Below are 13,403 nucleotides of genomic sequence, written 5' to 3'. Positions count from 1 at the left end.
GCAGAGGCTAGGACGAGACGAGCCGCTCCTCGAGCATCCGCTTGACGGTGGCGGCGTCGGCCTTGCCGCGGGTGGTCTTCATGACCGCACCCACCAGCGCCCCGATCGCCTGCACCTTGCCGCCGCGCACCTTCTCGGCGACGTCGGGGTTGCCCTCGATGGCGGCCTCCACCGCGGCGACCAGCTCGTCGGACTCACCCAGCACCGCGAGGCCGCGGGACTCCACGACCGCCGCCGGGTCGCCCTCACCGGCCAGCACGCCGTCGAGCGCCTGGCGGGCGAGCTGGTCGTTGACCGTCCCGGCCTGCACCAGGCCCGCCAGCTCCGCGACCTGTCGCGGCGTGACCGGCAGCTCGGTGAGCTCGACGCCGGCGTCGTTGGCGCGGCGGGCCAGCTCGCCCAGCCACCACTTGCGGGCGTCGGCGGGCGAGGCACCGGCCGCGACGGTCTCGGCGACCAGGTCGACGGCCCCCGCGTTGGCGATCCACGCCATCTCGGTGGCCGACAGGCCCCACTCCTGCTGCAGCCGGGTCCGGCGGGCGGCGGGGAGCTCGGGCAGCGCGGCGCGCAGGCCCTCGATCCACTCCTCGTCCGGGGCGAGCGGGACGAGGTCGGGCTCGGGGAAGTACCGGTAGTCGGTGGCCTCCTCCTTGCTGCGGCCCTCCGAGGTGCTCCCGGTGTCCTCGTGGAAGTGCCGAGTCTCCTGCACGATGCGCCCGCCGGCGTCGAGGACGGCGGCCTGGCGGCGCATCTCGTAGCGGACGGCCCGCTCGACCGAGCGCAGCGAGTTCACGTTCTTGGTCTCGGTGCGCGTGCCCCACTCGAGGCTGCCGATCGGCGCCAGCGAGGTGTTGACGTCGCAGCGCAGGTTGCCCTGCTCCATGCGCACCTCGGAGACGCCGAGGGTCAGCAGGATCTCGCGCAGTTCGGTGACGTAGGCCCGGGCCACCTCGGGCGCCTTGGCGCCGGTCCCCGGGATCGGGCGGGTGACGATCTCGACCAGCGGGATGCCGGCGCGGTTGTAGTCGACCAGCGAGTGGTCGGCGCCGTGGATGCGCCCGGTGGCGCCACCGACGTGCAGGTTCTTGCCGGTGTCCTCCTCGATGTGCACCCGCTCGATCTCGACGCGGTAGGTCTCGCCGTCGACCTCGACGTCCAGGTTCCCGGCGGTGCACAGCGGCTCGTCGTACTGGCTGGTCTGGAAGCCCTTGGGGATGTCCGGGTAGAAGTAGTTCTTCCGCGCGAAGCGCGACCAGCCCGCGATCCGGCAGCCCAGCGCCAGGCCGATGCGGATCGTCGACTCGATGGCGGCAGCGTTCACCACCGGCAGGGAGCCGGGCAGCCCCAGGCAGACCGGGCAGGTCTGCGTGTTGGGCTCGGCGCCGAACGTGGTGGAGCAGCCGCAGAACATCTTCGACGCGGTGCCCAGCTCGACGTGCGTCTCCAGACCGATGACCGGCTCGTAGCGGGTCAGGACCTCGTCGAAGCCGACCAGGGTGTCGCTCATGAGGGGTCGTTCTCCTTCGGGGCGGCAGGGCCCTGCTGCTGGCGGCCGGTCACCACGGCGCCGACGGCGGTCAGCACGCCGAGGACCAGGAAGACGGCGAAGACGGCCCGGCCGGTGACGGCCCAGCCGACGATCCCGGCGAGGACGACGAAGGCGGTGAGGGCCCAGGCGGCCTTGAGCGGGCCGTTCACGCCGCGCCGCCGATCGCGTCCAGCAGCGCGTGGCCGCGGGCCGCGTCCTGCGCCGCCTCCAGCGCGGCCGCCACGCGGTAGCAGCGGTCGTCGGCCAGGGCAGGCGCCATGACCTGGAAGCCGACCGGCAGGCCCTCGGAGAGCCCGCACGGCACCGAGATGGCCGGAATGCCCGCGAGGCTGGCCGGCAGCGTGCACAGGTCGGCGGCGTACATGGCGATCGGGTCGTCGACGCGGTCACCCAGCGACCACGCGACGGTGGGGCTGGTCGGGCTGACCAGCACGTCGACGTCGTCCCACGCGGTGGTGAAGTCCCGCGTGATCAGGGTGCGCACCTTCTGCGCCTGCCCGTAGTAGGCGTCGTAGTAGCCGGCCGACAGCGCGTAGGTGCCGAGGATGATCCGGCGCTTCACCTCCGGGCCGAAGCCCTGCTCGCGGGTCAGCGCCATGACCTCGTCGAGGTCGCGGCTGCCGTCGTCACCGACCCGCAGGCCGTACCGGACGCCGTCGAAGCGGGCCAGGTTGGACGACGCCTCGCTGGGCGCGATCAGGTAGTACGCCGGCAGGGCGAGGTCGAACGCCGGGCAGGAGACCTCGCGGACCTCCGCGCCCATGCTCTCCAGCAGGGCCACCGTCTCGCGGAAGCGAGCGAGGACGCCGTCCTCGTAGCCGTCGGTGTGCCCCTCCCCGCCCAGCTCGCGGACGACGCCGACCTTCAGCCCGGCCAGCTCCCCCTGGGCGCCGCGGCGCGCGGCCTCGGCCAGCACGGGCACCGGCGCGTCGATGCTCGTGGAGTCCAGCGGGTCGTGCCCGGCGATGGCCTCGTGCAGCAGTGCGGCGTCCAGCACCGTCCGCGTCATGGGGCCGGCCTGGTCGAGGCTCGAGGAGAAGGCGATCAGCCCGTAGCGGGAGACCGAGCCGTAGGTGGGCTTGTGGCCGACCAGCCCGGTGACGGCGGCCGGCTGGCGGATGGACCCGCCGGTGTCGGTGCCGATGGCCCACGGGGCCAGCCCCGCGGCGACCGCGGCCGAGGAGCCACCCGAGGAGCCACCCGGGATGCGGTCGGTGTCCCAGGGGTTGCGGGTGACCTGGTAGGCGGAGTTCTCGGTGGACGAGCCCATCGCGAACTCGTCCATGTTGGTCTTGCCGAGCAGCACCGTGCCGGCGGCCTTCAGCCGTGCGGCGACGGTCGCGTCGTAGGGCGGCCGCCAGCCCTCGAGGATCCTGGAGCCGCTGGTGGTGGGCACGCCCTCGGTGACGACGACGTCCTTCAGGGCGAGAGGAACGCCGGCCAGCGGGCCGAGCTCGGCCCCGGCGGCGCGGGCGGCGTCGACCTCGCCGGCGGCCTGGAGCGCGGCCTCGGCGTCGACGTGCAGGTAGGCGCCGATGACGGCGTCCTGGTCGCTGATCCGGTCGAGGTACGCGCGCGTCACCTCGACCGCGCTCACCTCGCCGGCCTGCAGCGCCTCGCTGAGCGCGGCGGCGCTCGTGGTCGGGATGGTCACGCCTCCTCCCCGAGGATCCGCGGGACCCGGAAGCGGTCGTCCTCCGCGGCGGGGGCGCCGGCGAGGACGACGTCGCGGGGCAGGCTCGGGCGGGCGGCGTCGGGGCGCATGACGTTGGTCATGGGCACGGCGTGCGTGGTCGGGGCGACCTCGGCGACGTCGGCCTTGCCGACCTGCGCCACGGCGTCCAGCACGGCGGCGAGCTGGCCGGCGAAGAGATCCAGCTCTTCGTCGCTCACGGCGAGCCGGGACAGGTGTGCCAGGTGGGCCACCTCGTCACGGGTCAGTCGACCCTTCGGGGAGGGGGTGCTCATGCTGCGGCGGAACTCCACTTCGGCGGTGCCCGGCGGCCCGCTCTCGGCCCGGGGCGTGACCGGGCCACTCTACGTGGGGCCCTCCGGACGCCGGTCAGCGTGAGAGGCTCATCCCGATCGCGATCGACGGAGATCGAACGAGGACCCCCCTCCTCCCCACCGCTCGCAGGCTCGCGGCGGGCCCCGGAAGGGGGCCATGGGGCCCATGACCCGGAGGAACCGTGTCCTATCTCCTGCGCCTGGTGCTGCCCGACCGCCCGGGCATCCTCGGTGCGGTGGCGACCGCACTGGGCACCGCGGGCATCGACATCGTCTCGGTGGACGTGCTCGAGCGGGGCAACGGGATCGCGGTCGACGACGTCGTCGTGGACCTGCCGGGCGACCGGCTCCCCGACAGCCTCATCACGGTGGCGCAGGCGGTCGACGGCGTGCGGGTGGAGTCGCTGCGCCCCTTCGCCGGCCCGCTGGACACCCACCGCGAACTGGACCTGCTGGATGCGCTCGCCCGCGGCGATCGCCCGCCGACCGAGCTGCTGACCGCGTCGTTGCCGCGGGTCTTCCACAGCGGCTGGGCGGTGATCCTCGACGACTCGGGGCAACCGGCCCCGCTGACCGAGGGCGCGGTGCTCGCGGCCTCGGACGCGGCGCCGGCCTTTCCCGGCCTCACCTTGCCGTGGCTGCCGCTGAGCGGCCCGCGGCTGCTGCCCAGCGACGACCCCTGGCTGCCGGAGCGGTGGCAGGAGATGGCCATCGAGATGATGGCCGTGCCCTACGGCGCCGGCCGGGCCATCGTGCTCGGCCGCTCCGGCGGCCCGGCCTTCCGCCGGTCGGAGCTGCTCCGCCTGGCCCACTTCACCGGGATCGCGACGACGGTCGCCCACCTGCCGCCACCCTGACCCGCATTCGGCGACCGCCACCAGCGGCCGGCACCCCGCTCGGGCGCCACCACGACCGCTCGCCGCTCAACCGGAGGAACCCACCGCTCCCCACGCGGGCAGCAAGCGCCGGGCCTCCGCATCGGTGGGCTCGTTGAGGTGGAGATGGTTGCCGAACGGGTCGGCAAGGGTCAGCACGCGAGCTCCCCACGGCGCCTCCTCGATCTCGGGCACCCAGACCGCCGGGCCCCACACCGGCACCTCTGCCCGGCGGGCGCTCAGCTCCTCCCGGAGGGAGTCCAACCCCGCGATCCAGACCAGCACCGTGGCTCCGGCGCCGGGCGTGTAGGCGACCTCGGTCAGGTGCACCGTGGTGGACGCCTGGGTGACCTGCCCGTAGAAGGGCGTCCCCTCTCCGCCCGACGGGCCCCCGAAATCCAGGCGGAACCCGAGGAAGTCGACGTAGAACTGCAACGCGACGTCGACGGAGAAGATCCGCAGCACCGGGATGGTGGTGCCCGACCCACCCCACGGCACCCGCACCGGGGACGGCGCGAGCCTGGCGTTGAGGGTGTTCCAGTCCGCCGCGCCGAACTGGCGCGCCACCAGCTCCAGGCACTGGCCGTGCGTCAGCTCGAGCCCCTGCCGCTCGCGCAGCGCGGCGCGGAGCCGCCTGGCCATCTGCTTGGCGGACCGGCTGTCCGGATCGCGCCTCGACTCGGCGTCCGACATGGATCCTCCGATCGGCGAACCCGTCGATGCACGCCAGTGCTCGCGTTGCTGACTGGCTGGTTCGCCGTGGTGGACCGGTGGACAGGTCAGTCGAAGTCACGATGCGTTCACCTCACCCCTGGGGGCGCGAGCGGCCGGCCGCATCAGCCGAGCAGGAACCTAGGCACCCGCAGCGGGTCGGTCAACCCCCTCCCGGACGCCTCGAGGTCTGGCCGCTGAGCCCCTGACCTGCGCCTTCTTCGTGCTTCGCTTGCACCGACGCCCCTTCGAACATATGATCGAACGCATGACCGGAACGACGTCAGGGACGACGCTCCCTCCGTCCGCGTCGGGTCGTCCGGCATCGGGCGCCTCCGCTGCCTCGGCGCCCGCCGCCGGCTGGGCCACCGGTCCGCTGGGTGCTGCGCAGGCGGCGGACCGGGAGATCGCCCGGCAGACCGCGCTGCGCGCCCGGGCGGTCGCCGAGTTCGCCGCCACCCGTCCCGCCTCGGCCGATCGCCCGGCGGGCCAGCCGGGGGCCATGAGCGAGGAGCGCCGCGCCGCCCGGCCGGAGGTGCTGGCCGACGTCAGCGAGTGGGCAGCGCAGGAGCTGGTGGTGGCCCTGTCGATCTCCACCCAGGCGGCCGAGCAGCTGCTGACGCGATCGCTGACGCTGGTGCACCGTCTCCCGGGAACGCTGGCCGCACTGGAGCGCGGGGATCTCCACCCGGGACACCTCTGGCCGATGCTCGAGCGGGTGGCGCCGATCGCCGACGCGGCGAAGCGGGCCGCCGTCGAACGCGAGCTGCTCCGGTGGATGTCCGGCCGGGTGACCACACCTGCGCAGCTCGGCGCCAAGGCGCGCCGGCTCGGCCTGGCCCGTGACGCACGCGACGAAGCCGCCCGGCTGGCTGCGGCCCTCCGCGAGCGAGGCGTCTCCGTCCGGCCCGATCGCCGCGAGGGCATGGCGGTCCTCGGCGCGCTGCTCACGGTGCCCGAAGCGCAGGCGCTGCTGGATGCGCTGGGGCGCTACGCCGACAATCTGGACGACCCGGACGACCGCAGGACGCGCGGCCCGAAGATGGCCGACTGCCTGCTCGACCTGGTGCTCCGGCCGGAGCAGAACGAACTACCCGCCGTGCAGGCGCAGCTGACCGTGGTCGCGGGGGTGCGAACCCTGCTCGGCGGCGACCAGCCGGGTGAGATCGGCGGTGAACCCGTACCGGCCGAGGTCGTCCGCGCGCTCGCCCGCGCCCTGGGCCTGCTGCCCGGGCCGGCGCCGGATCCCTGCGAGGAGGGCGCCACGATGGCCGCGGACGGCCACTCGCCGACAGGAGATGGCCGGGCAGACAGCCGGCCGGAGGACGCCCACGGCACCGACTCCTCGCCCGACGACGTCTGCCCCACCGATGCCTGGCCGCTGCACACCCGGGCCACGGAGTGGCGGGAGGCCGACGAGCGGTGGTGGGCGGAGGTCGAGGCCCGCGCTCTCCGGGGCGAATGGGGTGGCGCGGACTACACCCCGGAGGACGAGCTCCTCCGGCGGTGGGCCGAGGAGGCCCGCTTCGAGGCCTGGCTCGAAGCAGCCGGGGCGTTCTCCGAGCCGGCGCCGGACCCCGAAGCGGAAGGATCCCCCGATCCCGGGCTGGAACCGCAACACGGCCCCGGCCCTGACCCGGAACCCGACCCCGGGCCCGACACCGAGGTGGAACCAGGGACAGGCGACGGCGACAGCTCCTCTCACTGGGCCACCGCGCACGGGTCGCTGCAAACTGCCGCAGACGCCCTGCTCGACCTGGACCGGGCGATCGGTCACGCCCGGAGGATGGTGGCCGACGCCCAGCGCGCCGACCGCAAGGACGAGGGCGCGTGGCTGCGCAGCGCCGCCGGCCGGGTCACACGTGCGCCGAGCGATCTCGACGCCTGCGCCGACGCCGGGGAGTCCCGCCGGGCAGCCCTCGCCGCGCTGCTCGATGCGAGCAGCGGCGGAACGCTGGTCGACCGACCGCGAATCGCGGTGGTCGACGAACTCACCGGCGCGCTGCTCGCGCTCACCGACAGCCGCGAACTCCGCCGCCTGGCCCACTGCGGCGACGCCGCCTGCCGCCGCGCGCCGGCCCGTTGCACGCACGACCTCACCGGCCGGCCGGGGCTCGACCCGCCCGGGCCGACCGACGGGTATCGCCCCGGGGCTGCGCTCGACCGGTACATCCGTGCCCGCGACCGCCGCTGCCGCTTCCCCGGCTGCCGCCGGCGCATCCCGCTGGGCGGAGAGCTCGACCACGACCGCCCCTACCCCGAGGGGCCGACGAGTGCGGAGAACCTCACCGGCTTCTGCACCGGCCACCACCGGGGCAAGCACCAGGCGCCCGGCTGGGCCTACGACCTCGCGCCCGACGGCACGCTCACCGTCACCACACCGACCGGCATGGTGGCGAGCACGACTCCCCCGCCCTACTGACCCAGGTGATCGTTGGCGCACCCGGCCGCGGGGCTACTCGCTGCCGTCGCCGATCGTCGCGACCTCGCGGGCGGCGTCCGGCCCCTGCTCCAGCAGCACCTGGAAGGCGTCGTCGTCCAGGATCGGCGCCTTCACCTGCACCGCCTTGTCGTACTTGCTGCCCGGGTCGGCGCCCACGACGACGAAGCCGGTCTTCTTCGACACCGAACCGGTCACCTTGCCGCCCCGCTCCTGGATCGCCGCGATCGCCTGGTCGCGGCTGAAGTCGCGCAGCGACCCGGTGACGACCACGGTGACGCCGGTCAGCGGTCCCGGGGGTGCGTCCTCGGCCGCGTCGGCCATGCGCACCCCGGCCTGCCGCCACTTCTCCACGACGTCGCGGTGCCAATCGACGGCGAACCAGTCGCGCACCGACCTCGCGATCGTCGGACCCACGCCGTCGGCGGCGGCCAGCTCCTCCTCCGTGGCGGCGATGATGCGGTCCATCGACCGGAAGTCGCGAGCCAGCGCCTGCGCGGCGGTGGGCCCCACGTGCCGGATCGACAGCGCGACGAGCACCCGCCACAGCGGCACGTCCTTGCGGGCCTGCAGATTGGTCAGCAGCTTGGCGCCGTTGGCCGACAGGGTGCCGTTCTTCCGCGTGAAGAACGGCGAGCGCTGCAGCTGCTCCTCGTCGAGGAAGAACAGATCGCCCTCGTCGGTGAGCAGCCGGCTCTGCAGCAGTGCGACCGCCGCCTCGTAGCCGAGGTTCTCGATGTCGAAGGCGCCACGCCCCGCCACGTGGAAGACCCGTTCCCGCAGCTGCGCCGGGCAGGACCGGGCGTTGGGGCAGCGGATGTCGGCGTCCCCCTCCTTCTCCGGCCGCAGCTCCGTGCCGCACTCGGGGCAGTGGGTCGGCATGACGAACTCGCGCTCGTCGCCGGTACGGGCCGCGACGACCGGGCCCAGCACCTCGGGGATCACGTCACCGGCCTTGCGGATGACGACCGTGTCGCCGATCAGCACGCCCTTGCGCTTCACCTCGCTGGCGTTGTGCAGGGTGGCCAGCTGCACCGTGGACCCGGCCACCTTCACCGGCTCCATGAAGGCGAACGGCGTCACCCGGCCGGTGCGCCCGACGTTGACCCGGATGTCCAGGAGCTTCGTCGTCGCCTCCTCCGGCGGGTACTTGAACGCGATCGCCCACCGCGGCGCCCGGGAGGTCGACCCCAGCCGACGCTGCAGCGCGACCTGGTCCACCTTCACCACGACGCCGTCGATCTCGTGCTCCACCGCGTGGCGCTGCTCGCGGTAGCGCTCGATGTAGGCCCACACGCCCTCGAGATCGGGGACGACCTCGAAGCGGTCGCTCACCGGCAGCCCCAGCGCGCGCAGGCCCTCGTAGGCCGCCGACTGCCGCTCCGGCTCGAAGCCCGTGCGGGCGCCCAGCCCGTGGACAACCATCCGCAGCGGGCGGGACGCGGTGACCTTCGGGTCCTTCTGCCGCAGCGAGCCAGCCGCGGCGTTGCGCGGGTTGGCGAACGGCGGCTTGCCCTGCTCCACCATGGCGGCGTTCACGTCGGCGAACGCGGCGACGGGGAAGTAGATCTCGCCGCGGACCTCCAGCAACTCCGGGACGTCGTCGCCGGTGAGCTGCTGGGGGACGTCGTCCATCGTGCGCACGTTGGCGGTGACGTCCTCGCCGGTCACCCCGTCGCCCCGGGTGGCGGCCCGGACCAGGCGGCCCCGCTCGTAGACCAGGTCGACGGCGACCCCGTCGACCTTCAGCTCGCACAGGTAGCTCGCCTCCGCCGCGCCCTCCCGCTCGGCGCGCGCCGCCCAGGCCGACAGCTCGTCGCTGCTGAAGGCGTTGTCCAGGCTCTGCATGCGCTCCAGGTGCTGCACCGGGGCGAAGGTCGCGGCGAAGCCGCCGTTGACCTTCTGGCTGGGCGAGTCCGGGGTGACCAGGGCCGGGTGTGCGGCCTCGATCGCCTTGAGCTCAGCCATCAGCTCGTCGTACTGACCGTCGCTGATCAGCGGCTCGTCGCGCACGTAGTACGCGAAGGCGTACCGGTCCAGCTCCTCGGAGAGGTCGCGGTGGCGCGTGCGGACGTCGTCGGGGACCTCGGTGAGGTCCTCCCGGTCGGCCACCGGGGTGACGGACGGTTCGACGAGGTCGGCGTCGGTGCTCACGGGCGAACGGTATCCGGCGGGTACGACGGTCAACCGGGGCTCACCCGCTCGTGGCGCGGTGCTCCCGGTGGCAGGTCTCTCGCGCTACCCGGGCAGCAGGTACTTCGCGGCCTCGCGCACCTGGCGCATCGCGGCGCGGGCGTAGGACTGCGTCGCCCCCGCGAGTCCGCAGGCGGGGGTGAGCGTCACCGCCCCGGGCAGCCGTTCGGCGGCGAACCCCAGCTCGCTCCACCAGGCCTGCACCCGCGACGCCGTCGCCTTCGGGGCCGGCAGCGCGGTGTCGGTGCCCGGCACGACGCCCGGCAGCAGGTGCACCCCGGCGTCGACCGCCTCACCCACCGCGTCGAGGTCCTGGACCAGGCCCAGGTCGAACGAGAGGCCGGCCGCGCCGGCCGCGCGGAACAGGGTGAGCGGCATGCGCGGCGCGCAGCAGTGCACCACCACGGGGCCGGGCAGCGCCCGCAGGACGGCGGCCAGCTCCTGCTCGACGACGTCGGCGGCGACCGCCGGCAGCTTCCCGAAACCGCTGATCGTCGGCAGCCCGCCCTGGAGCACCGCGGGAACCGACGGCTCGTCGAGCTGGACCACGATCCGTGCACCGGGGAGCCGGTTCTGCACGGCCGCCACGTGCGCGGAGAGCCCCTCGGCCAGCGACTGACCCAGATCGCGCCGCGCCCCGGGATCGACCACCGCCCGGTCCCCCCGGGTGCGCTCCAGCCCCGCGGCGAGGGTCCACGGCCCGGTGGCCTGCACCTTGAACGGCCCCGTCCAGTCCTCGGCCACGTCGTGCAGCGCGTCGAGGTCCCGGGCGAGGAACTCCTCGGCCCGCTGCTGGTCCATCCCGGGCCGCGGCACCAGCCGCCAGCCCGAGGGGGTGAGGTCGACCGCGAGGCCGACCAGCAGCGCCGCGGTGCGCCCGAGCATGTCGGCCCCGGGGCCCCGGCCGGGCAGCTCGGGGAGGTGGGCGAACCCCGGCAGCTCCCCCACCACCGTGCGCGCCGCCTCGGCCGGGTCGCTGCCCGGCAGGGATCCCACACCGGTGGCGGGGCCCCAGGGCGGACCGGCCGGCTGGGCGCCGTCGGCAGCCCCCGGGGCGGGATGGGCGGGGTCGAGCGGGGAGACCACGGCGGCGACGGTAGCCCGTCGCCCGGAGCGCCGGTTCAGCAGGCCGGGGATGAGCCGGTGGACCGGCGATCAACGGTCCCGCTGGGCTTCGCCGACACGCCGGAGGCCGGCCCCCGCGGTGCGGGAACCGGCCTCCGGTCAGCGTGCTCGGTCGGCGCGGCGGCTCAGCCGAGCGTGAAGGTGGTCGTCGCCCACTCACCCGAGGTGCCGGTCACCGTCACCGTGTACCCGCCGGCCGGAGCCCGCTTGGGCACCGGGAAGCGGATCGTGGCGGTGCCCTGCGCATCGGTCCGGCCCTCGGCCAGGCGGCGCCCGTCGGACAGCACCGCGGTCACCTTCTCGCGGGGGCCGAAGTCCGCCACGGTCACCGAGATCACGTCGCCGCGGTCCGGGGTGGCCGTGGAGAGGATGGCCGTGGCGTCGCACGGGCCGGCCACGGCGCTGGTGCCGTCGGCGACCGCCGGCGGCTGCGCCGGGGCGTCGGTGCCGCTGAGACCGGTGGCCACCGGCGGGAGGGGGAAGCTGCCCGGCTGGCCGTGGTCGGCCGCCGGCGGGGCGACCGGACCGGACGCCGCCTCGAAGTAGGCGACGGCGGTCTCGACGTCGACCGGACCGGTGGCGGGATCCGTCCCGTTGGTGAAGGCGGTGAAGGAGTCGCCGCCGGCGATCAGGAAGGAGTTCGCCGCCACCCGGTAGCTGGCCGCGGGGTCGACGACCTCGGCCGGCAGCGGGCCCGAGCCGTCGGGGTCCAGGGTGATCGACGCCGGGTCGACCCGCTGCCCGTAGGGGTTGGCGGTGTCGAAGCGGTAGGAGAAGCCCTCCGAGGTGCCCAGCCGCAGGGTGCTCGCACGCGGCTGGTCGGACTGGAACTGCTGCTCCAGCACCGCCCGGATGTCAGCGCCGGTCAGGGTGATCGCGTTGACCGTGTTGCCGAACGGCTGCACGGTGAACAGCTCGGCGTAGGTGACCTCGCCGGCCTCGATGTCGGCGCGGAGGCCACCGGGGTTCATGAACGCCAGCACGGGGTCGCCGTAGGCGGGGTCGCCCTGCAGCGCCTCCAGCTGCATCTGCGCCACCAGGTTGCCCAGGCTGGACTCGCCGTCCCGGACGGGGCGGAACACCGGCTGCCCCGTCGTCGGGTCGGTGGTCCAGGTGCCGGCGCGGCGGATGTCCTCGCTGGCGGTGCCGACGACGCGGTCACCCGCCTCGGCGGACCGCTCGTCCCAGTACTCCACGATCCCCGCGATCTCGGCGTCCGGGTTGTCGCGCAGCACCGGGACGTTCGCCGCCCGGTAGTCGCACCCTCGCTGCACGTCACCGGTGCGGCCGTCCAGCGTCAGCCGGATGTCGCTGACCAGGCGGCCGTAGGAGCCGGCCTGGGTGATCAGCCGCGGCTGGCCGGCGGGGTCGGCCACCAGGCAGGAGTAGCTCGCGTGGCTGTGCGAGCTGACGATCAGGTCGACGGCCGGGGAGACCCGGTCGTTGATGTCGACGACCGGGCCGGTCAGCTCGTCGCAGCCGTTGAAGTCGGCCGCGTCCTCGCCGGTGTTCTCCCCGCCCTCGTGCAGGAGCACGCCGATGGCCTCGATGCCCTGCTCCCGCAGCTCGGGGACCCAGCGGTTGACCGCCTCGGCCTCGTCGCCGAAGTCGACGTCGGCGATGCCGGTCGGGGAGACGATGGTCGGGGTGGTGTCGGTGACCACACCGATGAGGGCGATCTTCTTACCGCCGGCCACGTCGAAGACCTGGTACGGGGGCAGGATCGGCTGGTCCGTGCCCTTGGCGTAGACGTTGGCCGCCAGGTAGGGGAAGTCGGCGCCGCGGAACGCGTTCCCGGTGCTGTCCTCGAAGCAGCCGGTCACCCCGGCCTCGACGCCCTCGCAGGCCTCGACGTCGTCGGTGAACGTGCCGTCGGTGGCCGCCGAGATGCGGCGCAGCTCGTCGGTGCCGCGGTCGAACTCGTGGTTGCCCACGACCGAGACGTCCAGACCGAGGGCGTTGAAGACCTCGATCGTCGGCTCGTCCTGGAAGACGCTGGAGTCGAACGGCGAGGCGCCGATCAGGTCGCCGGTGCTGACGAAGAGCGACGAGTCGGCGTTCCCGCCGGACTGCACGAACGCGGCCCGGGTCTCCTCGACGGTGCTCGCCAGGCTCGCGGCGCCGCCGACCAGGACGGTGCCGTCGTCGGCGGTGCCGGCGACGCCGTCGGGGCCGGGGCCCTCACCGGTGACCAGCGTCGCGTCGCTGCCCGTGGTCTCGGAGATCCGGCCGTGGAAGTCGTTGATCGCGAGGAGCTGGATCGGGACGTCGGCGTAGCGGTCCGGAACGGGGGCGGCCGAGGCCACGGCCGGCAGGCCCACCACCACGGCCGACGCCGCCAGGGTGGCGGTCAGGGAGAGGCGCGTTCTGCGCACGGGAGGTCCTCCAGAAGGGCGTGCGGGACCAGACCGCCGGGAGGGACGGCCTGCGGGTTCGGTGGACGGAGTCGAGCTGCGCGCTCGCGCTCGGGGAGACGGTTCGCCAGAAAGCTAGCGGGCGGCCC

The 13,403-nt window shown here is 74.3% G+C and carries 10 protein-coding genes; 2 read left to right on the top strand and 8 right to left on the bottom strand.

Translation table 11 applies throughout. The features are described from left to right. Positions 1–7: 7 nt before the first annotated feature. Genes gatB through gatC form a run of 4 tightly spaced genes read right to left on the bottom strand, consistent with a single transcriptional unit; the run spans position 8 to position 3,517 of the window. Positions 8–1,507: an Asp-tRNA(Asn)/Glu-tRNA(Gln) amidotransferase subunit GatB gene (gene gatB, locus ACI8AG_RS17170; protein WP_456597981.1), complete on the bottom strand. Its 1,500-nt coding sequence runs from the start codon at positions 1,505–1,507 to the stop codon at positions 8–10. Beyond that, positions 1,504–1,698: a hypothetical protein gene (locus ACI8AG_RS17165; RefSeq protein ID WP_456588865.1), complete on the bottom strand. Its 195-nt coding sequence runs from the start codon at positions 1,696–1,698 to the stop codon at positions 1,504–1,506. Before ACI8AG_RS17165 ends, gatB begins: the two co-directional genes overlap by 4 nt. Continuing rightward, positions 1,695–3,203 (bottom strand): Asp-tRNA(Asn)/Glu-tRNA(Gln) amidotransferase subunit GatA, encoded by a 1,509-nt coding sequence (gene gatA, locus ACI8AG_RS17160; RefSeq protein ID WP_456597980.1) that lies wholly within the window; start codon positions 3,201–3,203, stop codon positions 1,695–1,697. The genes ACI8AG_RS17165 and gatA overlap by 4 nt, the downstream gene beginning before the upstream one ends. Next, a complete protein-coding gene (gatC, locus tag ACI8AG_RS17155; protein ID WP_456588867.1) occupies positions 3,200–3,517 on the bottom strand; it encodes an Asp-tRNA(Asn)/Glu-tRNA(Gln) amidotransferase subunit GatC in 318 nt (105 codons plus the stop codon). The genes gatA and gatC overlap by 4 nt, the downstream gene beginning before the upstream one ends. Positions 3,518–3,738: 221 nt before the next feature. Here gatC and ACI8AG_RS17150 point away from each other — a divergent pair, with 221 nt between their 5' ends. Further along, positions 3,739–4,413, top strand: coding sequence for an ACT domain-containing protein (locus ACI8AG_RS17150; RefSeq protein ID WP_456588868.1), 675 nt, complete (start codon positions 3,739–3,741; stop codon positions 4,411–4,413). Positions 4,414–4,479: 66 nt separating this feature from the next. Here the strand turns inward: ACI8AG_RS17150 and ACI8AG_RS17145 are convergent, their stop codons facing one another. Then, complete coding sequence (locus ACI8AG_RS17145) at positions 4,480–5,124, bottom strand: glyoxalase superfamily protein (protein WP_456597979.1); 645 nt, start codon at positions 5,122–5,124, stop codon at positions 4,480–4,482. Positions 5,125–5,410: 286 nt separating this feature from the next. On the opposite strand from ACI8AG_RS17145, the gene ACI8AG_RS17140 reads away from it, so the two are divergent. Next, positions 5,411–7,564: a DUF222 domain-containing protein gene (locus tag ACI8AG_RS17140; protein WP_456597978.1), complete on the top strand. Its 2,154-nt coding sequence runs from the start codon at positions 5,411–5,413 to the stop codon at positions 7,562–7,564. A 33-nt stretch (positions 7,565–7,597) separates the two neighbouring features. On the opposite strand, the gene ligA is transcribed toward ACI8AG_RS17140, so the two are convergent. The 3 genes from ligA to ACI8AG_RS17125 all read right to left on the bottom strand — a co-directional run bounded on the left by ligA (position 7,598) and on the right by ACI8AG_RS17125 (position 13,275). Further along, a complete protein-coding gene (gene ligA, locus ACI8AG_RS17135; protein WP_456597977.1) occupies positions 7,598–9,736 on the bottom strand; it encodes an NAD-dependent DNA ligase LigA in 2,139 nt (712 codons plus the stop codon). An 84-nt stretch (positions 9,737–9,820) separates the two neighbouring features. Further along, positions 9,821–10,861 (bottom strand): methionine synthase, encoded by a 1,041-nt coding sequence (locus ACI8AG_RS17130; protein ID WP_456597976.1) that lies wholly within the window; start codon positions 10,859–10,861, stop codon positions 9,821–9,823. Positions 10,862–11,025: 164 nt separating this feature from the next. Beyond that, the gene (locus tag ACI8AG_RS17125; RefSeq protein WP_456597975.1) at positions 11,026–13,275 is read right to left on the bottom strand and encodes a bifunctional metallophosphatase/5'-nucleotidase; all 2,250 of its coding nucleotides are present in this window, start codon (positions 13,273–13,275) and stop codon (positions 11,026–11,028) included. Positions 13,276–13,403: the final 128 nt, after the last annotated feature.

Source organism: Blastococcus sp. SYSU DS0552 (assembly GCF_054050815.1).
Note: the sequence above shows the minus strand (reverse complement) of the source record. Positions and strands in the feature narration are given on the sequence as shown.